This is a genomic window from Tolypothrix sp. PCC 7601, assembly GCF_025677855.1.
GTDB classification, from domain to species: domain Bacteria; phylum Cyanobacteriota; class Cyanobacteriia; order Cyanobacteriales; family Nostocaceae; genus Aulosira; species Aulosira diplosiphon.
On sequence record NZ_CP064879.1, the window covers coordinates 8,270,608 to 8,294,938 of the forward strand.

Genomic DNA, 24,331 nt, shown 5'->3' on the forward strand with positions numbered 1-24,331 from the left:
CCTTATATATACGGAGAATCCCAACCATGCGGCTTCCGATTTTATCTCCCCCCCTCAAACGTCCTCATTTCATTCAGCCAGGACTGTGCGTGGATCTGGAAAATGGTAGTCCAGAGGATTTAGTAAGTATTCGGATGGATCTACTCCATGCTGCTAACTATAACGACCCCGCAGCGTTTGCTAACCGCAGTTTTAACCAAGTGATGCACTCTAGCCAGGGCTGGGGCGGTTTTGCTGGTATGGGCAGCTTTTATTAATTCACCATGTCGCCAACCACTGAAACCCTCTGGCAAATTGGTCAGCTTGGTAAGGGTGGTCAAGAATTTTCCCAGAAAGGTAGCTGGCACAGTGAATTTACTTACATTATTGGGTCAGATCCAGACCCAATCAACCAGCCGACTCTACCTTCATTACTTGTAGCGCCAGGTCGCAAAACCAAACCTAAGCATAAAGGTAAGGAACTGTTTGCCACTGAAAAGCTGAATATTCAATTCACGCTCACCCAAAGCTACAAACCAGGGGAACTTACACTTGTTTACAACTTTTTCGGCTCAGAAGTTGACACCCTATGGGTAGATGGAGCACCAGTCACCGAACTTGTGGGGTCAGGGTCAAGCAAATATACCCAAACCCAAACTCCCTTACCAGCCCTTAGCCCTGGGCAACATACCCTCACCCTGACTACTGTGACTGCGCTAGGAGATGGCGCACATCGGATCGACTACCTCAAACTAGAAGCAGTCATTTTTACCCATAAATCGCCAAACCTCTCTACCCCTACCACACCCCAGGGATTAACCCCAATACCCCAACCACTCAACGAAACTGCGGAAACTATGGCTAAAAAACAGACAACACCACCAGCCGAAACTCCTCCCCCCCCTGAAGAGAAAAAATCTTATGTGCCTACCTCTCAAACTGGGCTACAAGATTATTCCTACTGGTGGGAATACGCCAGAAAAACAGCGAAAGCCCCTGATAAGCAAAGCAAATCTTACCGTCGGGGTCGCATCTGGGCTTAATCATTAGGAAGTAGGAAGTAGTGAAATCAGAAACCAAAAGATAGCTTTAGGTAAAAACCTACCTTGTCTACTTTTTCTCCTCTGCTCCAGGACTTCCAGAAATTAAATTATTCAATCAGCAAGGGCGAAGATATTGAGCAAATTTTTTCTTTTCCTCTGCTTCCCTCGCTACTCCTAGCGATTGGATTGGTTATTTTTTTATTTGGAAGTCCTTCCCTCTTATCCCAGCCTCATTATCGTCCACTTCATCAATGACCGTTCGCTCTATGCAATCCAACACCCTGCTGCAAATTAAGCCGCACTTCCATGTCGAGGTGATCGAACCAAAGCAAGTGTATCTGCTTGGTGAGCAAGGCAATCATGCTCTCACTGGACAGCTTTACTGTCAAATTGTGCCGCTATTGGATGGTCAACATACCATTGAGCAGATTGTTGAACAGCTAGATGGGCAAGTGCCACCAGAATATATTGACTATGTGCTTGACCGTCTGGCGGAAAAAGGTTATCTTACTGAAGCAACCCCGGATCTATCCCCGGAAGTAGCGGCATTTTGGACAGAGTTAGGAATTGCACCACCCGTTGCTGCACAGGGTCTAAAGCAGTCAGTCAAGCTGACCGCCGTAGGTGACAATATTAGCCAAGTCACTGTTGCTGCTCTGACCACTGCCCTCAGAGATATAGGCATTACTGTACAGAACGCTCAAGATGCAGATTCATCTGTAGCCATCAATATTGTCTTAACCGATGATTATTTGCAGCCAGAACTAGCTACTATTAACCAGGAAGCCTTGAAAAGTCAACAAACTTGGTTGCTGGTGAAGCCAGTGGGTAGTTTACTGTGGCTGGGGCCAGTGTTTGTTCCCGGAGAAACGGGTTGTTGGAGTTGTCTTGCCCACCGACTACGGGGCAACCGCGAAGTCGAGTCATCGGTGTTGCGGCAAAAACAGGCGCAGCAAGGACGCAATGGAAAGTCAGGACAGCTGCTGGGCAGCTTGCCCACAGCACGAGCAACCCTACCATCTACTCTGCAAACAGGTCTACAGTTTGCGGCTACCGAGATTGCTAAGTGGATTGTTAAGCAACATGTCAATAGCATTGCACCAGGAACAGCCCGCTTCCCTACCCTTGACGGCAAGATTATTACCTTCAACCAGACGATTCTGGAATTGAAAAATCATATCTTGATTAAGCGTCAGCAATGTCCAACCTGTGGCGACCCAAAAATTTTGCAACGGCGAGGATTTGAACCACTCAAACTAGAATCACGCCGCAAAAACTTTACCCATGATGGTGGTCATCGTGCCACTACGCCAGAAAACACTGTGCAGAAATACCAGCACTTGATTAGCCCAATCACGGGAGTGGTAACGGAATTGGTGCGGATATCTGACCCAGCTAATCCATTTGTACATACATACCGGGCGGGGCATAGTTTTGGTAGTGCCACATCTCTGCGAGGTCTACGCAATACTCTAAAACACAAGAGTTCTGGCAAAGGTAAGACGGATAGCCAATCAAAGGCGAGTGGTTTGTGTGAAGCGATAGAACGCTATTCTGGTATCTTTCAGGGAGACGAACCTCGTCAACGGGCAACCCTGGCGGAATTAGGAGACTTAGCGATTCATCCAGAAAAATCTCTATGCTTTAGTGATGAGCAATATGCCAATCGGGAAAGTTTGAACCAGCAAGCAACGGTGGCTCACGATTGGATTCCCCAGAGGTTTGATACTAGCCAAGCTATTGACTGGACTCCAGTATGGTCACTGACGGAGCAAACCCATAAATATCTACCTACAGCTTTATGCTACTACCACTATCCTTTACCCAAAGACCATTCCTTCTGTCGGGGAGATTCCAATGGTAACGCTGCAGGAAATACCCTAGAAGAAGCAATATTACAAGGGTTTTTGGAACTGGTAGAGCGAGATAGTGTGGCGTTGTGGTGGTACAACCGCTTGCGTCGTCCCCAGGTGGATTTAAGCAGTTTTGATGAGCCGTATTTTGTTGAGTTACAGCAGTATTATCGGCAAAATGATCGTGATTTGTGGGTGCTGGATTTGACAGCAGACTTAGGGATTCCTGCTTTTGTCGCGGTGTCGAATCGGAAAACGGGAAATTCGGAAAGGCTGATTCTTGGCTTTGGCGCGCACCTTGACCCCACTATTGCTATCTTGCGAACTCTCACAGAGGTGAATCAAATAGGTTTGGAATTGGATAAAGTCACAGATGAGAATCTAAAAAGTGATGCTACTGATTGGTTACTCACGGCGAAATTGGCAGATCATCCCTATCTTATTCCTGATGCTACACAACCTCTCAAGACAGCCCAGGATTATCCCAAGCTTTGGAGTAATGACATTTACACCGATGTTATGACCTGTGTTGAGATTGCCCAAAGTGCAGGTTTAGAAACCTTAGTTTTAGATCAAACCCGACCAGACATTGGTTTGAATGTGGTCAAGGTGACCATACCAGGAATGCGGCATTTTTGGTCGCGGTTTGGTGCAGGTCGGCTCTATGATGTGCCGGTGAAGTTGGGATGGTTAGCTGAACCACTCACAGAAAATCAGATGAATCCCACACCGATGCCATTTTAAGTTTTTTAAAGTTTGTGGGCGATCAACTTCGCTACATACCCAATATCGCCCCTCTAGGCTTCTTCTCTTGAAGAAGAGGATTGACCCACCTGAACGGGTCAACCCACTAAATTAACTCAATAATGAGGACATTACTCATGGACAAGAAAAACATTCTACCCCAACAGGGCAAGCCCGTCATTCGGATCACCAACGGTCAACTCCCCAGCCACTTGGCTGAACTCTCTGAAGAAGCTCTTGGTGGTGCTGGAGTAGATGCTTCTACTGCACCTTGCTACTGCTCCTACAATGGAGTAGACGCGTCTACTGCACCCTGCTACTGCTCCTACGATGGAGTAGATGCGTCTACTGCACCCTGCTACTGCTCCTATGATGGTGATGAATAATCTAGTGTGTTTCAATAGCATAGTGTTTAGTTGTCTTTGCATTGAGACTAAATAACACTAGATTTTGATGGATATGAGGTTCAGGATGTGTGGGCAGCCATCGGACTTTATCCGGTATTCTGCTCTTATATCCACCTCATATCCTGGAATAAAGATCAACTCAATATCATTAGAAATTTCTATCTAAATAATTAAGCTGCAAGCCTTATTCTATATAAAAAACTGAATTTATAAAGATGTATATTTTATAAGCATAGAAGTAAATTAATATTGAATTTAAGTGTATTTTCCTAAGTAAGTTTATGACTTTTACTCCTGCATTTCAGCATAGTATTTTGCAAGAAAGACGGCTTCGGTTTATGCGATCTCATCAAGAGGCATTTGATGTAGAACCTGAATTTCCTCTGCCTCTGCTGGAAAATCTAGCCCAAGCTTTAGGATCTCGATGTGTTGTTGAACTTTCGTGTAAAGTGGAAAGTAATCAGTTATTTGCAGCACGAATTAATATTTGTTATAGAGACGCTTGGCCCCAGTCATTGGGGCAATCACTAAAATTTTTAGATGAAGTCGAAAGCCGGGTAGGAATTCAAATCAATCGTGATTTGCTCCAACAATTTTTAGCTGTGCATATTAACTCTAACAAAATTCTCTGGAACACAACCGGAATTGATTTACGTCCCAATGTTGAAGATTCTAGTGTCAAGATTCATATTGGTATAGATCCAAATCAAGATACTGAAGAACTTGTGATGACTGCGATCGGTCTTGATGGCAGCCAATATTCTCCTGAATTGATTCAAGTTCTTCTCAAAGACTCTTACATGATTGGATTTGATTTTTTCCTGAATGGTCGTTCAGAAGTGGAATTGTACACCTCTTGTCCAGGAGGAAAACAGCAATTAGTAGGTAATCAGGGAATATATCTCAAGTCTTACGCTAAGAGAAATTTTTCTGAAAAAGTTTTTTATTTGCTAGAAGCTTGTGATCTTTTCATGGCAGGCTTTTCTAAAGCAAATACTGAAGCAGTTATATATTTCGGATTTAACAATATCGAGGATATGCCGAAATACTTTTTATTCACAAGTTTAGGTCAGAGAATCTATGACTTTTGCCGCAGTCAAGGTGCTGGGCCTTTACCGTGTGTGGGTGTGACTCAGAAAGATTTAGAGTCACACCATGTTGAAAATTTGCGGTTCTACTACAGACGAGAATTTTCTTAAAATATCAGATTCAAATACCCGCTCACTATGAACTCTCTTATTTAGTCATTTTCTGTAGTTATCCATCACTATGAACCATCACCCCTTCACGGTTTCCCTAAATCCCTTTGTCCAAGTGACAACTACCGAAGACTACTGCACTTTGCACTCAGTAGAGTCTGATCCAACCGCTTTGTTCACTCTGGCGACAACACCCGGAATTGGTATGGCTCTCAATCACCTCAAAGCAGGTAATATTACCCCCGAATCACTAGTGCAAGGGTTAATCGAACTGGATGGTCAGGCGACAGGAGAACAGTTTGGGCGGATGCTACAACAACTTGATGAGCGGGGCTGGTTGAGTTATGCTGTGTTGCCTTTGGCAGTAGCAGTCCCAATGGTAGAATCCGCCCAATTAAATCTGACCGAACCCTACTGGACACAAACCTATGTCACCCTTTCCCGCTTTGCCTACCAGCATCCCTACGAAGGCACAATGGTATTGGAGTCTCCCCTCTCGAAGTTTCGAGTCAAGCTGCTAGAATGGCGAGCAAGTGCTATCCTAGCCCAGCTTGCCCAGCCTCAATCCCTAGCGACATTAACACCACCACCCTACTTGGGAGCAGAAACCGCCTATCAGTTCCTCAACTTGCTATGGTCCACGGGTTTTCTAACATCTGACCCCGAACCCCCCTCCCTCCAACTTTGGGACTTTCATAACTTGCTGTTCCACAGTCGTAGCTGCAATGGTCGTCATAACTATATTGAAACAAGTAGGGTAGAGTCGATTGAGTTTGATGAGTCAGAAAAATTAACTGAGGCGACTTTCTCAGGAAGTGAGGCTGAACTGCGTAGAGTTGAGGCTGAATCTGAGTCTATTGACACAGAAATATTAGTAAATCAGTTTGAGTCTGTTGGATTAGTAGCAGAAATTGCTTCAGATGAGCTAGGGGAAAGTGGTGTGAATACCTCAGTGAAAGTGGAATCTACTGAGCTTGAGGCTGTTGACTTGATGGCTGATCATGCGATCGCTCAAACTCCAGATACATCTATTGTCGCTGAAGGAGAAAGCGAGTTGGCAACAGTTTCAGCGAGTGAAATTGAGAGTTCTGCCATCAAACAATCAGTAGCACTCCACCCCCATGACCTCGATGATCGCATCCCTGGACTAGCAGAACTCCATAACCAAACCCTTGGCGATCCCCGCATCACGATTGTAATTTTAGACGGCGACCCAGACCACACATTATCCTGCTTTGAAGGTGCTGAAGTTTCCAAAGTTTTTCCTTACTGGCACGAACCAGCAGATGCGATCACTGCAGAAGATTACATTACCTTCCAAGCAATTCGTGATCAAGGGCTGAAGGGTCAGGAGAAAGAAGATGCACTCAAAGCTGCCTTAAGAGAAAACAAGGAGCGTGTTGAACTCAATGATCATGCCTGTCACGTTACGAGTACGATTGTGGGGCAAGAACACAGTCCAGTTTTTGGCATTGCTCCCAATTGCCGGGTAATAAACATACCGCAAGATGCCCTAGTTGTTGGAAATTATGACGATGTTCTGTCACCCCTCAACCTAGCTCGTGGCTTCGAGTTAGCTTTAGAGTTGGGTGCAAATATTATCCACTGTGGTTTTTGTCGCCCCACCCAAACCGGTGAAGGGGAAGAAATGCTGGTGCAGGCGATTAAAAAATGTCAAGAAAACAATGTCTTGATCGTCTCGCCAACAGGAAACAATTTAGGTGAATGCTGGTGTATGCCTGCCGTACTATCAGGAACTTTGGCGGTCGGATCTGCCAAAGTTGATGGAACACCATGCCACTTTAGCAACTGGGGAGGCAATAATGCAAAGGAAGGTATCCTAGCTCCTGGTGAAGATGTCTTGGGGGCGCAACCCTATACTGAAAAACCAGTACGCCTAACAGGAACAAGTATGGCAGCTCCTGTCATGACCGGAATATCCGCATTACTGATGAGTTTGCAACTGCAGCAGGGTAAACCAGTTGATGCTGAAGCAGTCCGCACGGCACTACTCAATACTGCGATTCCCTGTAACCCAGAGGTTGTAGAAGAACCAGAACGCTGCTTACGTGGTTTTGTCAATATTCCTGGTGCAATGAAGGTGCTGTTTGGGCAACCCTCCGTCACTATTTCCTTTGCAGGCGACCAAGTAATCCGCACGGAACACGCTGGATATGCTATGCCTACCGCTACAGTTACCCCGGCAAGCATTACCCCGACAGTCGCCAACCCAGTTGTGCAATTAGCCGTCCTTACCACATCAAACGAGACATCCGTCACCGCCGCCGCAATTCCGGCAGACACAAACACAGTGGAAGCTAGCGCCGCCTACTCTGGTAATGTTTATGCTTTGGGGACTATCGGTTACGACTTTGGAGACGAAACCCGCCGTGATACATTCCAACAAACGATGTTTGCGCCGGAAGTTAACGGTGTAATTGTACCACCAGACCCTTACGATCCGCGGCAGATGGTCGAACACCTCGATCGCCATCCTGATGACAGCCGTTCTCTCATCTGGACTTTGAGCTTGGATGGAGACATAATCTATGCACTAGAGCCAACAGGGGCGTTTTCGTCCCAGATATACGAGATGTTTTTGTTGATGTTGGCAGGACAACTTGAGCCAGAAAGCAGCAATGATTTTGTTGAGCGAGTTAGTATTCCAGCTAAACTAACTAACCGCACAGTGGAACTTTTCTCCGGTCAAGTTTTACCTGTGGTGAAAGTACATAATGTGCGAGGAATGTACGGTTGGAAAGTTAATACTCTGGTTGATGCAGCGATGGCAGCTATTGCTCGTCGGGTGGACGAAGCCCAAGCTCCCCTAGTGCGTCAGGCTTTGAGCAATTTCCTCCACCGAGTTTACAACGATTTACGCAACATAGGAAACACATCCCGCGATCGCGCCCTTAACTTTGCGGCTACCAATATTTTCCAAGCGGCTGCCACTTTTGCCCAGGCGATCGCTCAAGGTCGTCAACTCGATATAATTACGGTTGAAAAAAGTCCGTTCTGTCGCCTCAATAGCGATTGTTGGGACATCAGGCTGGAGTTTTCTGATCCAGAAAGCAGTCGTCGAGGACGCAAAGTTTTTTGCTTTACCATTGATGTGGCACTGATTATGCCAGTAACTATCGGTGAAATTAAAAGTTGGTCTCTACCGTCTCGCTCAAAGGAAAGTTAGGTCTTAAACTGACTTTCCTCTGTGCATATATACTAAACAAACATCAAGAGATTAGATTTTCCATTGCCGCCCCTACCACCCGGTGATCGGCATCTTGTCTCAGTTGTGCGAGGGCTTCCTTGGCTTGAGGAGTATTAAAATGCTTGAGGGCATAGGCAACTCGTACCCGGATATATTCATACTCAGAATTTTTCAGGTTCAGGAGTTGAGACAAAGCGGCTCCAGATTGACGAGAATTCGCTAACCACCCCAGCCCATCTACAGATGCTTCTTGGACTGCGGCATCGTCACTTTCTAGCCCTAGCATACACACTTCTAGAACTTCTTCCGGGCAATCCATTTCTACTAAGGCTGCCAAAATACTGCGACGTACCAACCAGTGATCGTCTCGTAAAAATGTTTGTACTAAATGAGAGGCAGAAATTTGGCCAAATAAGGATAGAGAATTAGACGCTTCGGCGCGGACATTGGGAGTGTTATCAAACTTGATAATTTGCAACAGAGCAGCAAAAGATTCTGAGGTTTTTTGCTTACCCAACTCCCTCGCAACAAAGGTTCGCACCAAAAACTCTGGATCTTGGATATGGCGGTTAAGTAAAGGAACAGCGATATCAGCCGGATAATCTTGCAGGGCAGATATTGCCTTGAGGCGGTATTGAAAATCAGGGTTTTGCAGATTGGTTTCGATTTGACTGAGATCCATAGAATTGACACACTGAAATTAAGTTAGAGAAAATTGCATTGGGCATTGGGCATTGGGCATTGGGCATTGGCATTCTTTCCTATGCCTGCAAAAGCTTAAAGTTTCAAACCGTTCTCAAACCCGTTCAGGAATGGGAAAGCGTTCTCCTTTGAGGTAAGCGTCAAAATGCTGCTTAAAGTACAGTGTACTGGTCATATTTGCTTCGTTACTCTGGTCAGGAGTAAATTCATATATTGGCACTTGTGCGCGAATTAGTTTAATCAGGTTGGGATGTAGTTGTTCAAAGGATTCAACCCGAGTCGTTGTGGTCTCAAATCGTAAGCGCGCAGGATGACCATAGCCCAGTTTCATCCAAGGTAACCAAGGACAATCTCTTGCCCAGGTCGCTGGAGGCAGATTCTTCACCCCTGGTCGGGCAATGTGGCTGGTGAAATATTCTGTGCCATTAAAGGTTTCACCGGGACAATAATCTCGATATTGAGGATCTGCTGCTAATGGATGAGGATAGGTGAGGGGAATTTCTACAACAGAGGTAACATAATCTTGTCCTTGGGGGATGACCGTCGTTTTCGGTCGCACAGCCCCCTGCACTATGCGATTGGCAATATGTACAATCGCTACAGCCGGACGAGTCGAACTGGGTTGCCATGTATGCAGGATTTCTTGGGTCTGCGGATCGCAAAACAAACCCAACTCTCGATTGATCCGATAACCCACCTGGCCCAACTCAGAATCGGGACGAATGAAAACTTTAGTTGCATTCATCCCAATAATCGAGAATAATTTCTCCCGTTGATGTTCGCCTGTCTCTTGCCAAAAGACTTCTCCCTCCCAGCGATAATAAAGCTGCTGACCATGATGATTTCTATAGAAATCTAGGTTATTAACTATGTAGTCTTCGGAATTGTTCATACTTGGCCTGTTGAGTTTCGCAACAAGTTACCGCTAAAGTTTTACTAATAGCTCACTTGTGAGGCTATTTGCCACAACCCTGCTAGAAGTTTAAAAAGGGGCAAGAGTTCTTTTCAATCAATTAATACTTTTGAAAATAACCGAAAACCACAAGGATACAAGCCCTAAACTTCGTTATGAGAACAATTAATTTTGAATTTTGAATTTTGAATTCGGAGCGAAGCGAAGTGACTCAGGCACAATTAAGTGAAAAAGTTCGAGAACTGATTAAAAAAGCCAGGATTGTCAGTTTTGCTACTTGGCAAAATACCCATTCAGCAGAGGCTATTGAGCTATTCCAGGCGGCTGACGACCAAGGACGGTATCTTACTGATGAAGATTTGCAGCAGATTCAGCAACTGGGATCGGCAAATACAGCACTTATTCCCGTAAGTAAGGAGTTACGCGATCGCGTCCATGAAATTGTCGATGAAGCCAGAAGCCAGGTATTAGCTACATTCCCCAACATTACCCAACCTGGTGGTGGACTCTACCCCGCAGTCAGGGCCGATGCCTGCTGGCGTGATTTTTGGCACTTCTTACGCTGTATTACTTACGGTATTGCTGGTCAGCATACCGACTATACAAGCTCTGAAGGATTGCGCTATATGCAACTCTTGTATCAAGAATTGCAAGTACCTTTAGATGCAATGGTTGTGGGGCTAGAAGGCATTAAAACTGCCAGTTTAAAGCGAGTAGAACCAGAGCAGCAAGCAATGGTTGCCCCTTATTTTGAACATTTGATTGAGCAATTAAAACAATTTCGCTAAGGTATTTCGGCTACCAATGGAGAATTCTACTTATTTGCTCTGGTAGATCCAGGGAATTAAAGGGTTTGGTAATGACACCGCTAACTCCCAAATCATTAAATTGGCGCTTTTCTGCTGTTTGGGCTTTGGCAGTTAACAAAATCACCGGAATTTGTTCTGTTTCGGAATGAGACTGGAGTTCTTTAAAGGTAGCAATACCATCCATATCTGGCATCATCACATCCAACAAAATTGCATCCGGTTTTGCCGTTTGGGCAGCTTGGATGCCTTCAAAACCAGAACTAGCAGTGAAAACTTCCCATCCAGCAGCCATCTTGATACCAAATTGCACAACAGTTTGGATGGTTTCTTCGTCATCAATAATTAAAATCCGCTTGGTCTGCATAGCTCCCCCCTCATTGGATATTGGCGTACTCAAGGGTAGGTAATGTGAAGGCAAAAGTGCTTCCACACCCTGGAGTACTCTCAGCCCAAATTCTGCCGTTGTGTTGTTCAATAATTTTGCGACAGATAGTCAGCCCTAAACCAGTACCACCTTTTTTGCGGGAATCTGACGAATCTACTTGTTGAAACCTTTCAAAGATCCTTTCGAGTTGGTCAGCCGGAATGCCTTGTCCTTCGTCCCGCACCCGAAACACCACTTCTTTGGGGTTGTTTGAGGAGTTTTTTTCTTGTTCTACTGTTAGCCAAACAGTCCCCCCTGGTGATGAAAATTTAATTGCATTACTAAGTAAATTTGTCAAGGCTTGCAAGATATAATCGGCATCTGCCCACACAGAAATATCTTGTGGTTGTTTGACTAGAGTTACTTCTTGCTGCTGTGCCATTGCTTGCATGGCCTCTGCTGCTTGGATCATCAAATTAGCAGCATTACAGGCTTGGCACTCCATAATGACTTTGCCAGACTCAATTCGCTGTAAATCGAGGACGTTGTTGACTAAACGCACTAAGCGTTCAGTACTGTCATCAGCAATTCCTAGCATTTGTTGTCCTTCAGTCGAGAGAGTACCTAATCGCCCTGTAGCCAAAATTTTCAAGGCACTGTGCAAGGAAGTTAGGGGAGTCCGCAGTTCGTGGCTAATGATAGAAATGAATTCATCTTTCATCCGTTCAATAGCTTTGCGATCGCTAATATCGCTACTCAGTGCGAAAAATCCCTTGACCATGTTTTCGTCATCTAAATGCGGGATGTAAGTCACATCAACCGCTCGCCAACTCCCATCTCTTAAAACAATATCATTTTCATAGTTGACCGCTTGCCCAGATAAAGCGGTTTTTACATAAACTTCCATTCTTTGGTAGCAATCTTCTCCCCAAACCTGACGCAGATGGGAACCATAAATTTTTTGAGGCGATTGTCCCAGCCAATCTTGATATGCTTGATTATTAAAGCGATATTGCTGTTGCTCGTCTACATAAGCGATCAGTACTGGTAAGGCATTGGTAATCAATCGCAATTGTTCTTCACTCTGTCGCAATGCTGCTTCCGCTTGCATCCGCACATTAATTTCCTCTTGCAATTCGGCGGTGCGCGCTGCTACAACCTCTTCTAATCTTCCTAATAGTTGAGCTTGAGATAAAGCAATACTGATTTGATCCGCTAATTGCTGCATTAATTCCAACTCAAAATCCACCCATTGGCGAACGCTGTCGCATTGGTGGGCGATTAACAAACCCCACAGCTGATTCTGGGAGTTGGCATTGAGGTTTTGCACAATCGGTACAATTAATTTGGCTTTGATATGGAATTGATCGACAAATTCCACCAAACATTCTGCTAATCCTGCGGTTGGATCATGTACATCTGCGATCGCTCTGACTCTTCCTTGGGCATATAGTTGTTGATATTCCTGGGGAAAAACTTCTTGGGGAAATTCCAGATCCATGAGTGTGGGATAGTCTGGTAACACTGATTCGCTGATGGTTTTGCCTGTACCATCAGGCAATACATGATAAATTAGCACGCGATCGGCTTGGAGAATCCGCTGCACTTCTGTCACAGTGGTATGCAGAATTTCCTTGAGCTGCAACGACTGGCGAATTTTGAGCGTCACTTCCGAAAACAGTTCCACTCGCTGCTGTTGCTGTCTTAATTCCGCCTGCATTGATTCTCGGCGTTGACTAATATCTCGCAATAACAGTAGATGACAGTGGGGCAGGACGTTAGGTGTTAAAGTATATTCCATCTCTCGTGGGGTTTGAGCAGCAGATACAACTAACAGCTCCCCCATTAATGATTTTCCTGATGGAAAACCCACAGACTTGGGTTGACGAGTAAATTCTGCAGTAATGAAATTAGATAAAGCTTGCCCTTTAAGTTGCTGACGTGGTAGACCAAGTAAATCACAAGCAGCAATATTCATATCTACGAAACATAAGCGATCGTCAATGAGAGCGATCGCATCATGGGCGTTCTGAAATAAAGTTTTAATCAAGCGCTTTTGAGTTCGTCGTTGATGTTTAGATTTCTTTGCGCCGGATTGCTTTAGCTGCTTCGAGGAACTTTTAGACACCTACATATATATGCAAAGGGACATTTCCATTTTTTACTGAACTTATCTCAAGTTCAATTTTGATTAAGTTAATGTTGGAAAAGTTAACATTTTGTACAAGTTCCTCACGACAGGCATTAGCATCTCTAGTTCTCATCAAGCCGCCTGTTACAATGGGCATTAGGTGGAGTAAGTGACCGAAATGCCTACTGCTGCACAACTAGAGAGTTTATATCGTGTTAGCTATCAGTTGACGTATATAATGCTGCAACCGATTCATCTAGTTTGTATTGATCAGAGGACTCTCAATGTGTATGTATTAGCTGGGTATGGTGAAGACCTTGAGTTTGAAATTGTACCGAATGGTGAGGTGTTCTGATGAGTCAAGTAAATTTTGATGCCATGAGTGATGCCGAATTAAAACAGTACTTTCTATCAAACCGCCAAGATCAAGCTGCTTTTCAGGCGTATTTGGACAGGTTCACTCAGCGTCCAAAATCCCTCATTGCCAGCCCAAGCGATCCTGATTTTGACGCAAAGATTCAGGCAGCAATTCGGCAGAAATTAGAAGCATCGCGTAGTAGCCAGCCAGCTAAAAACACAGTGGAGCCGACGGAATAGAGTTTTTGCTCTTCGTTTTGGTCTTATCTGCCTCCTACCTACACAGTGATGGCATATTTTTTTAGTTGGTAGTTCCTAAATTGACCTATGACCACTGCGATCAACCAACCAATACAACAGAAGCCACTCAGCTTTGACGAGTTTATTGCCCGTTATGGTGGCAATAACCGCTATGAACTGATCGATGGAGAGGTGTTTGACTTGGAACCAACAGGTCTGCATGAAGAGGTTGCAGCCTTTATTACCGCAAAAATCTGTGTGCAGATCGATGCGACAGGCTTACCTTGGTTTGTCCTTCAGCGAGGACTATTACGCCCTGCTAATATTGGTATGACAGCGTTTCGACCTGATGTTGCAGTTGTCGATAGAGATGAACTAACTAAAGAACCGCTTTGGTCTGACCAATCGATTCTGACTCTGGGTAGTTCGATTAAATTTGTGGCAGAAGTTGTTAGTAGCAATTGGCAAAATGATTATGCCCGTAAGGTTGAAGACTACGCGGTTTTAGGAATTCCCGAATATTGGATTGCAGACTACGCAGGTAGTGGTGGTACTCGACACATTGGAAAACCTAAACAACCTACCCTCTCTATTTGTACGCTATTCAATGGAGAGTATGAAATTCAGCAGTTTCGAGGCAATCAGACTATCGTTTCTCTAACCTTCCCCAATTTAAAACTGACGGCTGAACAGGTTTTGAGGGCTGGGAGATGAAAAGTGCTGAGTGCTGAGTGCTGAGTTAAAAAACAGCCTATAAGGAGCAAGAAAAACACTCAGTATAGAGTCCTGAGATGGAAAAATTGCCGTTGCTACGTATCAATTATTATCAACCAGACTACAAACCGCTTTAATACTCCGGTTATAAATGTGTGTATAAATTCTAGTCTATAGATTAAACGATTTTTGCAAGAAATACTCTAGATATCCTCATAATTTCCTCAGTTTCTATAGATATTCTGACAATCAGGGTTCTAATGCAGTAAATTCATACAAATTTGAATGGTAAATATTAGATTTGTTTACGAGTAACGCACCTACTTTACAAATCTAAACTTGTTTTAATACTTATTTATGTTCAGGCATGAGTAGCTGTAATGCCTGATATTTTAGGGTTAAGAAAAGATTATATAGAAAGTTTCCCATCATCTAAGTATTTATACTATTAGTCTGTCTGTTAACTAACCAAAACTGAAGGGAATCCTAGTTGAAGTCAAAACACTCTTCCTAAACCTATGACTTCTCTAGCAGAGCAATTTCCTAAAGTTTCTGGTTATACCTTGGTTGAGCAATTGTATCTAGGTTCTAGGACTGCTGTCTATCGAGGAGTGCAAGGATTGCAGCAAAGTCCGGTGGTGATTAAGACACTGCGACACGATTATCCTAGCTTCAGCGAATTAGTGCAGTTTCGCAATCAGTATGCGATCGCTAAAAATATTCACATCCCAGGCATTGTTCAACCGCTTAGTCTAGAACCCTCTACTAATGGCTATGCTCTGGTGATGGAAGATATCGGGGGCATCTCTCTACGTCATTACATCCAGGCTTCCCCTCTGACTGTCGAACAATTCTGGCCGATTGCCCTGCAAATTGTGGATGTCCTCCACCAGCTCTATCAGCAACGGATTATTCACAAAGACATTAAACCAGCCAATATTCTGATTCAACCAGCAACGGGGCAGATTAACCCTGTTTTGTCACTCTGGCAGTAGTATAATAAGGTAAAAATGCTAGAACCAAGACACAGAGCATGGTACAGCCCCGTCCAGCCGCACCAACAGTCAAATTTGTGGACGAATATTGCCAGTGGTATAAAAGTCTGTTTCCAGATGTTAGGAGTTTCGAGGCTTTTAAATATCTCCATGTAGGCTGCATTTCTGATCTAAAACGTAAAACATTGCCAGAAATAGCAAAAATCGTAGGATTAGATAACCAGCAAGGGTTGCATCATTTTCTAACTACATCACCTTGGGATATAGAAAAGTTAAGAACCTTAAGGTTAGAGTTAATTTTACAAGTGCTAAAAGGTAGACCAATCATTTTAATTATTGATGAGACAGGGGATAAAAAGAAAGGGAGCAAGACAGATTATGTGAAACGGCAGTATATAGGAAATTTGGGAAAAACAGATAATGGAATTGTGGCAGTGACAGTATATGGTGTTTTCTGTGGGATGACATTTCCATTACTGTTTGAAGTGTATAAACCCAGGGAAAGATTACAGGCAGGAGATAAGTACCGCACTAAACCAGAAATAGCAGCAATACTGATAAAAAAGCTACAATCAATGGGTTTTAAATTCAACTTAGTACTTGCAGATAGCTTATATGGAGAGAGTGGTAAGAATTTCATATCTGTATTAGATGAACTAAACTTGAACTATATAGTAGCGATTCGGTCAAATCATTATGTAGAAATACTTCCACGACAACATATTCAATATTTAAAGTGGCAGAAGTTTCAAAGGGTATTCTCTGACTTGAGTCGGGAAAATCGATTTATTAGAGAAATTATTCCGGGAAAACGTGGAGAACTTAGATATTGGCAAATTACTACAGATCCAGAAAATTTGCCTGATAACACTACTTGGTATGTGATGAGTAAATATCCAGACATTACGCCAAGAGAAGTTGGAAATTTTTACGGTTTAAGAACTTGGGTCGAGTACGGGTTAAAACAAAGTAAGAATGAATTAGGTTGGTCAGATTTTCGCCTGACTCACTACCCAGATATTGAGCGATGGTGGGAAATTATTTGCAGTGCTTATTTAATGGTTAGTCTGCATTCGGAGCAACTGTTTCAGTCTCCATCACAACGAGAGTCAAAATTTGTTTCACATCCTTGGTGGGATAATGGAAATGGCTGGAAGAACATTCTTAACAATCTTCGTTTGATTATTCAACCTTTTACTTTATTTAATCTGATATATCCCTGGTTAACGGTTTTTCCTATTCCTCAATTAGCTTTGGGTTTTTTTAAACTTCAATCTATTATTTATAGCCTCACCAGTTCAATTTTTATATCCCTGATTCACCCTGATTTCTACTTTTCCTCTGCCTAGAGTGACAAAAGAGGGTTAAGCTGATTGACTTTAGTATTGCCTCTCTGTTAACCCGCGAAACTAGAGAGATTCAAAATCCCAATGTTTTAGAAGGCACTCTCGCTTATATCTCACCGGAACAAACCGGACGGATGAACCGGGGGATTGACTACCGCAGTGATTTCTATTCCTTGGGAATTACTTTTTTTGAACTGCTGACTGGACAGTTACCATTCCCAGCAGACGAGCCAATGGAAATGGTTCATGCTCATCTAGCAAAGCAACCCCTCTCTATCTGCGATCTCAACTCAGATTTGCCGATCATGCTCAGTGAAATCATTCGCAAACTGATGTCTAAGAACGCAGAAGACCGCTATCAAAGTGCCATTGGGCTGAAGCACGATCTGCTGAGATGCCAGGAAGAGTATCATCTTGCAGGCAAACTCGCTTGGTTTGAGTTAGGCGAACGGGATATTAGCGATCGCTTTTTGATTCCTGAAAAACTCTACGGCCGAGAACCAGAAGTGCAAACCTTGCTCGATGCTTTTGGCCGCGTTGCTAACGGAGCCTCGGAACTGATGTTAGTGGCAGGTTTTTCTGGCATTGGTAAAACCGCTGTCGTCAATGAAGTCCATAAACCGATTGTGCGTTGGCATGGCTATTTCATCAAAGGTAAATACGACCAATTCAACCGCAATCTGCCCTTTAGCGCCTTTGTTCAAGCCTTCCGCGATTTGATGGGTCAACTACTGAGTAGTGATGACATACAGTTGCAAGATTGGAAAGCAAAGATTCTGGCAGCTGTAGGTGACAATGGCCAGGTGCTAATCGAGGTGATTCCGGAACTCGAACAGGTCATTGGCTCACAACCCTCCGTACCAGAACTATCGGGTAGTGCTGCTCAGAACCGTTTCAATCTGCTATTCCAAAAGTTCATCACGGTGTTTACCACCAGAGAGCATCCACTGGTGATTTTTTTGGATGATTTGCAGTGGGCTGATTCAGCTTCTCTGGACTTGCTGAAGCTACTGCTGACAGAGCGCGATCGCGGTTATCTGTTCGTGATTGGAGCCTATCGGGATAACGAAGTGTTCCCGACACACCCCTTGATGTTGATGCTCGACGAGGTCAAAAAAGCTCAAACTTTTATCCATACCCTTACCCTGAAACCCCTCAGCCAAGTCGATGTCAATCAGTTAACGGCAGATACACTCAGTTGTTCTTTGGAACTGGCTCAACCGCTAACGGAATTGCTCTATCAAAAAACTAAGGGTAATCCCTTCTTCCTCACCCAATTTCTCAAAGCCCTGCAAGAGGACGGCTATATTTCCTTTGATTCCCACACAGGACATTGGCAGTGTGACCTAGCAACGGTGAAGTTACTCGCACTCACTGATGATGTTGTCGAGTTCATGGCCCTGCAGTTACAAAAATTACCTGTTGCCACTCAGACTGCTTTAAAACTGGCGGCTTGCATTGGCGCTCAGTTCGATTTGGCTACCCTAGCGATAGTCAATCAGCGATCGCCCGAAGATACTGCGATCGACCTCTGGAAAGCCTTGCAAGAAGGGGTAATTTTGCCCATCAGCGATGTCTATAAGTTCTATCAGCCATCAGAACTCAAGGTGGCAGAAGTCCAGCAGCCAATCACCTTTAATTGTTCCTATCGCTTCCTCCACGATCGCGTTCAGCAAGCTGCTTATTCCCTCATTCCTGACGAGCAAAAACAAACCACTCACTACCAGATTGGACAATTGTTGCTGCGACAAGTTTCCCCAGGCGCTAGAGAAGAGCGCATTTTTGAAATCGTCAATCAGTTAAATTACGGCACCACACTTCTGAGAAAACAGCAGGAACGGGACGAACTCGCCCAACTCAACCTCACAGCTTGCCGCAAAGCCAGAGCTGCAACCGCCTATCAAGCTGCCCGTGAATATGCCTCCGTGGGACTGCAACTGCTGGGAGGGGAGGCTTGGCAACAGCAGTACGAAATGACCCTAGCTCTGCATGACTTAGCTGCCGAGGTCGCTTTCTTGATTGGCGATTTTGAGCAGATGGATCGGTGGATTGCAGCGGTAATTGAGCGGGGAAAAACGCCTCTAGAACAGGTGCAAGTCTACCAAGTCAGAATCCAGGCATTAGTCGCTCGCAATCAATTTTTAGAAGCGATCGCTATCGGTCAATCGGTCTTTCAAATGTTGGGCGTGAATCTGCCAGACGAACCAACCCTAGAGGATATTCGGCTACTGAAGCAGGAAATCGATGCCTTAATTAGCGATCGCGCCATTGAATCATTTATTGATCTGCCGCCAATGACCGATGCCCAGCAGCTCGCGATTATGCAAAATGCGGCTCGGCTGACACCCGTCTGTTACATGACAGGCTCAAAGCTCTATTTCCTCATAGTTGCGTTACAGGTCAAATTATCGATTCAATTCGGCAATAGTCCGGTTTCGGCTTATTGCTATGCGGGTTACGCCTTCCAACTGAGAATATTGTGGGGAGACATGAGCAAAGTACCTCAGTTTGGGCAATTAGGATACCAACTGGCCTCAGAGCCAGATGCCAAAAATATCCGACCAGCAACAGCTTTGTTAATGGGGGGATATGTGGGTCATTGGACGACTCATCTACAAAAAACGCTGCCTATTCTGTTGGAAGGTTATCAAGCCGCATTAGAAACTGGCAATCTAGAATTTCTGGGCTACGATGCTCAGTTGTACTGCTTGAATGCCTATTGGTGCGGTCAACCACTTGCTGAACTCGAACCCCAAATTCGTGCCTATTACCAACAGTTATGCGACCTCAACCAATTCACCGCAGCAAACTGTGTTTTGGCTTACTCGCAAGCAGCGCAAATTCTCTTGGGTCAGTCAGAGGCAGAAATTCCCTTACGCCAAGATGCCTATGAAGAACAAGTCCTAGCTGAGGCTAAAGTCGATTTTTACCGACTTTGCTACTTTTATCTGTATCGCTTCACCTTGAATTACTGGCTGCAAGACTTTGCCAAAGCGGAACATGATGCGGCTCAAACCCGCCAATATTTAGCTGCGGGAATGGGAAATATTGTTGAACCTTTGTTATATTTCTATGATTCTCTGACCGTGCTTGCTACTCCACCTGCATCGATGACAGAGTCAGAACCGCGATGGCAGCGAATGCTAGAAAATCAAGCCAAGTTAAAAGAATGGGCAGATTATGCTCCCATGAACTACTTGCACAAATATCATTTAGTGGAAGCGGAAAAACATCGCGTTCTTGATCACCAAAAGGAAGCTATAGAATTTTACGATTTGGCGATCGCAAATGCCAAAGCCAATAGCTACCCTCAAGAAGCAGCCCTTGCCAATGAACTAGCGGCCAAATTCTATCTCGATTGGCATAAAGAGCGGATCGCCCAAGCTTACATGATTGAAGCCTACTATAGCTATGTGCGCTGGGGAGCGAAAGCCAAACTCGCCGATTTGGAAACTCGTTATCCGCAACTGCTGACTCCCATCCTCCAAAAAGCACAGACACCACTCTCTATTGACGAAACCTTATTTGCCACTGCAACTGTCACCTCAACTAGTACTTCCTCCACCAGTCTTTCTGATTCCCTGGATCTAGTTGCCATCCTCAAAGCTTCTCAAACTCTTTCTAGTGAAATTGAGCTTGAGCAGTTAATTGGCACTCTCTTGCTAACAGTCATGCAAACTTCAGGTGCGACCCAATGCACTTTAATGTTGAGTGAGGGGCAAAATCTCACGGTTCAGGCTAGGGCCACACTTACAGAATCGCACCAAATCGAAACGAAGATTTTGCATCCGGCGCAGTCGCTTGTTGATAGTGGTATAGTGCCCGTCAGTCTAGTAACAAAAGTCAAACGCAGCTTGCAGGCTGCTGTGATTAGCAACGCCACGCAAGATTCCCTATTTATTGGTGATGCCTATATCCAAAACTGGCAACCCAAGAGTCTGCTGTGTAGCCCCATCATGCAACAAGGCAAGTTGCTAGGTATAGTCTATTTGGAAAATAACCTGGCAACCGGAGCCTTTACCCGCGATCGCGTTGAAGTACTAAATCTGCTCTGTGCCCAAGCTGCGATTTCCCTAGAGAATGCTCGTCTCTATCAGCAAGCTCAAGCCTATGCTCAACAGCTGGAAGAATCTCAGCTACAGATTGTACAAAACGAAAAAATGGCGACTTTGGGTAACTTGGTAGCAGGGGTTGCTCACGAAATTAATAACCCAGTCGGCTTTCTTAACGGCAGTATTAACAATGCCAAAGATTATGTCAAAGACCTGTGTGAGTTGTTAAATACCTATCAGCAGCACCAGCCGCCTATCGATTTGGTGGCTGAATTAGCTGAAGAGATTGACCTGGATTTTCTGTTGGAAGACTTACCAAAGTTAATTGACTCGATGAAAGGCGCGACCGATCGCATCAAAAGCATTAGCACTAGCCTACGTACCTTCTCTCGTGCTGATACGGAACATAAAGTTAGAGCCAACTTACACGAAGGGTTAGATAGTACGCTGTTAATTCTCAAGTATCGACTCAAAGCGAATGAACATCGTCCTGCCATTCACGTTATCCGCAACTACGGTAATATCCCGGAAATTGATTGCTTCCCCGGTCAGCTTAACCAAGTATTTATGAACATTCTAGCCAATGCAATTGATATGTTCGATGAAATGGCACAGCAAGCAACCTTAAAAGAGTTAGAAAACCATCCCCAACAAATAACAATTCAAACTACATTATTGGCGGCACAAAATACGGTGGAAATTCGCATTAGCGACAACGGTAAAGGCATGAATGAGTCAGTCAAATCTAAGATTTTTGACCATTTATTTACCACAAAAGAGGTTGGCAAAGGAACGGGGTTAGGTTTAGCGATCGCCCGTCAAATTGCCATCGAAAAACATGGTGGTCGGCTAGAAGTCGAGTCCCAATTGGGACAAGGCTCTGAGTTTTTCATTTCCCTCCCAGTTCGGGGTTAATGCAAATTTTGGATTTGGGCGTGGATGCGTTAGCGATAGCGTAACGCATCCTACTGGACTAACACACCAAAAATAGTGCATGAAAAAAACTCTTGTGGGATGGGCATCTTGCCCGTCCGGGGCGGACAAGATGTCCACCCCACAAGAAAAATTATTGCAACATTTTAGCCTTGCCACGCCACTACTGGACTAACACGCCTAAAATGAGGCATTAGATTTGATTAAATTAACCGCAGATAAACAAGGCAGTGCGCCCTTGCGGTTCCCCGACTTGTACCCCTACGGGGAAGCAAGCTACGCGTAGCGTCTCCCCTTGGGAGAAGCAACTGCCGTGCCGATAAACGCCGATGAATTTTTGCTATTGCATCAAATTAGCTGTGTCAGTCTACTACGTGAACTCACAAGTAGGAAAAGAATTAGGGAATATAAGAATCCAATACTGTGTTATCTAAAAATGGATAAGGGCACAAAATTTTTGTATCCCTATGCAGAATTTATATATTGCAAATAATCTTTAAATTAGTAATAAATTGACTAATTTTGATTTCATTTTTTGCATTGAAACATCCAATCTAAAATCTAAAATCCCCAATCTAAAATTGATTGATGGTGAACATTCGCTGTATCCTCAAATAGGAGTATTTTGCACCCATAAATTGCTGTATGTCTGCTGCACAAAAACTGCGAGAGTTATTAGCGAGTCCTGAAATTATTGTTATTCCTGGGGTTTACGACTGTCTGGGTGCTAAGTTGGCTCAACAGTCTGGTTTTGAAGTAGTGGCTACTAGTGGCTTTGGCATTGCTGCTTCTACACTGGGTTTACCCGACTATGGTTTTCTCACCGCTACAGAAATGCTTTATAGTGTCGGGAGGATTGCTCAGTCAATTACTGTACCGCTCATAGCCGATTTAGATACTGGCTACGGTAACGCCTTAAATGTGATGCGTACTATCAAGGATGCTGTACAGTTGGGTTTAGCTGGCGTGTTGCTAGAGGATCAGGAATGGCCGAAAAAGTGCGGTCATTTTGAAGGTAAGCGAGTAGTTTCTCTGGAAGAACACGCTGGGAAAATTAGAGCTGCTGTAGAAGCACGTGGTGATAGTGGTTTAGTAATTATTGCCCGTACAGATGCCCGTGCGCCACTGGGTTTAGAAGCTGCGATCGCTCGTGGTCGTGCTTACATTGCTGCTGGTGCTGATGTACTATTTGTAGAAGCCCCCCAGTCCGTTGAAGAATTAAAAGCGATCGCCTCTGCTTTTCCTGATGTGCCACTGGTAGCTAATATTGTTGAAGGTGGTAAAACTCCAGAAATTTCGACTGCACAGTTACAGCAATTAGGCTTCAAAATCGTCTTTTTCCCACTCACTGCACTGATGGCTGTTACTCATGTCATGAATGCTTGTTTCCAGCATTTAAAAACGCAAGGAACAACTGCAAATTTACCAGATTTAGTAACTTTTAAAGATTTTCAGGAATTAATGGGTGTTCCGCAATTTCTGCAAACGGAAAAAAGATTTGCGGCGGAAAAATAAACCAGTAGGATTGCGAACCTCGAATTGAAATCAAAACTCCCAGCGATAATATAGACATAACGAATGCTACATCAGCAATTATGACTCAAGCTCTAGCAGCACCTATTGAAGGTTCTCGTCTTGTTCTTTATGATGTCAGTTGGCAAACCTACGAGAAGCTTTTAGATGCATTTGCTGAATATCCCAAGCTGCGGATGAATTATTATCAGGGAACATTGGAATTGATGACACCACTACCAGAACATGAAACCTATGCCTGGAATTTGGGTCGGTTAATCACAGTGCTAACTGAAGAGTTAGGGATGGAAATTAGAGGTTTAAAATCTACTACCTGGCGTTCACAACCAAAATCTGTGGGAAAAGAAGCTGATGAATGTTTTTACATCCAAAATGAAATAAAAGTTCGGAATAAATTGAATATTAATTTAGAGAATGACCCACCACCAGATTTAGCAATTGAAATTGATATAACAAATCCTTCGATTGATAAAATGGCAATTTATGCTGAATTAAAAGTTCCCGAAGTTTGGCGATATGAAGCCGGGAAATTAATTATAAATATTCTCACTGATACAGGTTACATAGAGTCAGATAGTAGTTTAGCTTTCGGCAAATTTCCTATCAAAGAACTCACAAGATTTATGCAATTAGACACACAAAAGGGAGAAAATGCCAGAATGCGAGAGTTTAGGGAGTGGGTGAGAAGTAAAAAGTAAAAAGTAAAAAGTAAATGTAGGGTGTGTTGTCGCGCAGCGCAACGCACCAACGCATTATCAAGCAAGATTTAGATCCCCGACTTTTTGAAAAAGTCGGGGATCTGGGCAGCG

The 24,331-nt window shown here is 44.1% G+C and carries 18 protein-coding genes and 1 pseudogene; 15 read left to right on the top strand and 4 right to left on the bottom strand.

Annotated features, from left to right (window positions below):
• Nucleotides 1-26 precede the first annotated feature (26 nt).
• From HG267_RS33490 to HG267_RS33515, 6 genes are all read left to right on the top strand, one after another.
• On the top strand, nt 27-257 hold the full coding sequence (locus tag HG267_RS33490; protein WP_045871559.1) for a cyanobactin biosynthesis system PatB/AcyB/McaB family protein: 231 nt from the start codon (nt 27-29) through the stop codon (nt 255-257).
• 6 nt (nt 258-263) lie between these two features.
• Complete coding sequence (locus tag HG267_RS33495; protein ID WP_081584057.1) at nt 264-1,022, top strand: cyanobactin biosynthesis PatC/TenC/TruC family protein; 759 nt, start codon at nt 264-266, stop codon at nt 1,020-1,022.
• Nucleotides 1,023-1,288: 266 nt separating this feature from the next.
• Nucleotides 1,289-3,619: a TOMM precursor leader peptide-binding protein gene (locus HG267_RS33500; protein WP_045871560.1), complete on the top strand. Its 2,331-nt coding sequence runs from the start codon at nt 1,289-1,291 to the stop codon at nt 3,617-3,619.
• A 137-nt stretch (nt 3,620-3,756) separates the two neighbouring features.
• Nucleotides 3,757-4,005 (top strand): DUF5837 family cyanobactin class RiPP, encoded by a 249-nt coding sequence (locus tag HG267_RS33505; protein ID WP_045871561.1) that lies wholly within the window; start codon nt 3,757-3,759, stop codon nt 4,003-4,005.
• Between the two features lie 302 nt (nt 4,006-4,307).
• Nucleotides 4,308-5,225 (top strand): LynF/TruF/PatF family peptide O-prenyltransferase, encoded by a 918-nt coding sequence (locus HG267_RS33510; protein WP_045871562.1) that lies wholly within the window; start codon nt 4,308-4,310, stop codon nt 5,223-5,225.
• Between the two features lie 70 nt (nt 5,226-5,295).
• Complete coding sequence (locus tag HG267_RS33515) at nt 5,296-8,412, top strand: PatA/PatG family cyanobactin maturation protease (RefSeq protein ID WP_045871563.1); 3,117 nt, start codon at nt 5,296-5,298, stop codon at nt 8,410-8,412.
• A 43-nt stretch (nt 8,413-8,455) separates the two neighbouring features.
• On the opposite strand, the gene HG267_RS33520 is transcribed toward HG267_RS33515, so the two are convergent.
• Entirely contained in the window at nt 8,456-9,115 is a 660-nt protein-coding gene (locus HG267_RS33520) for a HEAT repeat domain-containing protein (protein WP_045871564.1), read from the bottom strand.
• 114 nt (nt 9,116-9,229) lie between these two features.
• Nucleotides 9,230-10,027 carry a DUF1838 family protein gene (locus HG267_RS33525; protein ID WP_045871565.1) on the bottom strand — a complete coding sequence of 266 codons (798 nt, stop codon included), beginning with the start codon at nt 10,025-10,027 and terminating at the stop codon, nt 9,230-9,232.
• A 227-nt stretch (nt 10,028-10,254) separates the two neighbouring features.
• Between HG267_RS33525 and HG267_RS33530 the strand changes: the two genes are divergently transcribed.
• Nucleotides 10,255-10,836 (top strand): phycobilisome protein, encoded by a 582-nt coding sequence (locus tag HG267_RS33530; protein WP_045871566.1) that lies wholly within the window; start codon nt 10,255-10,257, stop codon nt 10,834-10,836.
• A gap of 10 nt (nt 10,837-10,846) precedes the next feature.
• On the opposite strand, the gene HG267_RS33535 is transcribed toward HG267_RS33530, so the two are convergent.
• Nucleotides 10,847-11,221 (bottom strand): response regulator, encoded by a 375-nt coding sequence (locus tag HG267_RS33535; protein ID WP_045871567.1) that lies wholly within the window; start codon nt 11,219-11,221, stop codon nt 10,847-10,849.
• Nucleotides 11,222-11,231: 10 nt separating this feature from the next.
• A complete protein-coding gene (locus HG267_RS33540) occupies nt 11,232-13,349 on the bottom strand; it encodes an ATP-binding protein (RefSeq protein WP_045871568.1) in 2,118 nt (705 codons plus the stop codon).
• Nucleotides 13,350-13,530: 181 nt separating this feature from the next.
• Here HG267_RS33540 and HG267_RS33545 point away from each other — a divergent pair, with 181 nt between their 5' ends.
• The 8 genes and pseudogenes from HG267_RS33545 to HG267_RS33580 all read left to right on the top strand — a co-directional run bounded on the left by HG267_RS33545 (nt 13,531) and on the right by HG267_RS33580 (nt 24,220).
• Nucleotides 13,531-13,707, top strand: a complete 177-nt coding sequence (locus tag HG267_RS33545) for a DUF6888 family protein (RefSeq protein ID WP_194007800.1) — start codon at nt 13,531-13,533, stop codon at nt 13,705-13,707.
• Nucleotides 13,707-13,949: a DUF6887 family protein gene (locus HG267_RS33550; RefSeq protein WP_045871569.1), complete on the top strand. Its 243-nt coding sequence runs from the start codon at nt 13,707-13,709 to the stop codon at nt 13,947-13,949. Before HG267_RS33545 ends, HG267_RS33550 begins: the two co-directional genes overlap by 1 nt.
• 87 nt (nt 13,950-14,036) lie before the next feature.
• Nucleotides 14,037-14,663: a Uma2 family endonuclease gene (locus HG267_RS33555; RefSeq protein WP_045871570.1), complete on the top strand. Its 627-nt coding sequence runs from the start codon at nt 14,037-14,039 to the stop codon at nt 14,661-14,663.
• Nucleotides 14,664-15,181: 518 nt separating this feature from the next.
• Complete coding sequence (locus HG267_RS33560) at nt 15,182-15,658, top strand: serine/threonine protein kinase (protein ID WP_052335259.1); 477 nt, start codon at nt 15,182-15,184, stop codon at nt 15,656-15,658.
• A gap of 38 nt (nt 15,659-15,696) precedes the next feature.
• Nucleotides 15,697-17,007 (top strand): IS701 family transposase, encoded by a 1,311-nt coding sequence (locus HG267_RS33565; protein ID WP_096621593.1) that lies wholly within the window; start codon nt 15,697-15,699, stop codon nt 17,005-17,007.
• Nucleotides 17,008-17,015: 8 nt separating this feature from the next.
• A pseudogene (locus tag HG267_RS33570) lies at nt 17,016-21,971 on the top strand (AAA family ATPase); the annotation flags it as partial.
• Nucleotides 21,972-22,634: 663 nt separating this feature from the next.
• Complete coding sequence (locus tag HG267_RS33575; protein WP_045874038.1) at nt 22,635-23,504, top strand: oxaloacetate decarboxylase; 870 nt, start codon at nt 22,635-22,637, stop codon at nt 23,502-23,504.
• A gap of 80 nt (nt 23,505-23,584) precedes the next feature.
• Nucleotides 23,585-24,220 carry a Uma2 family endonuclease gene (locus tag HG267_RS33580; RefSeq protein ID WP_045874039.1) on the top strand — a complete coding sequence of 212 codons (636 nt, stop codon included), beginning with the start codon at nt 23,585-23,587 and terminating at the stop codon, nt 24,218-24,220.
• Nucleotides 24,221-24,331: the final 111 nt, after the last annotated feature.

What these genes read in the sequence shown, in the direction of transcription:
- HG267_RS33490 (WP_045871559.1), top strand. Translation starts at nt 27, where the DNA reads ATGCGGCTTCCGATTTTATCTCCCCCCCTCAAACGTCCTCATTTCATT.
- HG267_RS33500 (WP_045871560.1), top strand. Translation starts at nt 1,289, where the DNA reads ATGCAATCCAACACCCTGCTGCAAATTAAGCCGCACTTCCATGTCGAG.
- HG267_RS33495 (WP_081584057.1), top strand. Translation starts at nt 264, where the DNA reads ATGTCGCCAACCACTGAAACCCTCTGGCAAATTGGTCAGCTTGGTAAG.
- HG267_RS33505 (WP_045871561.1), top strand. Translation starts at nt 3,757, where the DNA reads ATGGACAAGAAAAACATTCTACCCCAACAGGGCAAGCCCGTCATTCGG.
- HG267_RS33545 (WP_194007800.1), top strand. Translation starts at nt 13,531, where the DNA reads ATGCCTACTGCTGCACAACTAGAGAGTTTATATCGTGTTAGCTATCAG.
- HG267_RS33565 (WP_096621593.1), top strand. Translation starts at nt 15,697, where the DNA reads ATGGTACAGCCCCGTCCAGCCGCACCAACAGTCAAATTTGTGGACGAA.
- HG267_RS33520 (WP_045871564.1), bottom strand. Translation starts at nt 9,115, where the DNA reads ATGGATCTCAGTCAAATCGAAACCAATCTGCAAAACCCTGATTTTCAA.
- HG267_RS33525 (WP_045871565.1), bottom strand. Translation starts at nt 10,027, where the DNA reads ATGAACAATTCCGAAGACTACATAGTTAATAACCTAGATTTCTATAGA.
- HG267_RS33555 (WP_045871570.1), top strand. Translation starts at nt 14,037, where the DNA reads ATGACCACTGCGATCAACCAACCAATACAACAGAAGCCACTCAGCTTT.
- HG267_RS33580 (WP_045874039.1), top strand. Translation starts at nt 23,585, where the DNA reads ATGACTCAAGCTCTAGCAGCACCTATTGAAGGTTCTCGTCTTGTTCTT.
- HG267_RS33510 (WP_045871562.1), top strand. Translation starts at nt 4,308, where the DNA reads ATGACTTTTACTCCTGCATTTCAGCATAGTATTTTGCAAGAAAGACGG.
- HG267_RS33515 (WP_045871563.1), top strand. Translation starts at nt 5,296, where the DNA reads ATGAACCATCACCCCTTCACGGTTTCCCTAAATCCCTTTGTCCAAGTG.
- HG267_RS33535 (WP_045871567.1), bottom strand. Translation starts at nt 11,221, where the DNA reads ATGCAGACCAAGCGGATTTTAATTATTGATGACGAAGAAACCATCCAA.
- HG267_RS33550 (WP_045871569.1), top strand. Translation starts at nt 13,707, where the DNA reads ATGAGTCAAGTAAATTTTGATGCCATGAGTGATGCCGAATTAAAACAG.
- HG267_RS33575 (WP_045874038.1), top strand. Translation starts at nt 22,635, where the DNA reads ATGTCTGCTGCACAAAAACTGCGAGAGTTATTAGCGAGTCCTGAAATT.
- HG267_RS33560 (WP_052335259.1), top strand. Translation starts at nt 15,182, where the DNA reads ATGACTTCTCTAGCAGAGCAATTTCCTAAAGTTTCTGGTTATACCTTG.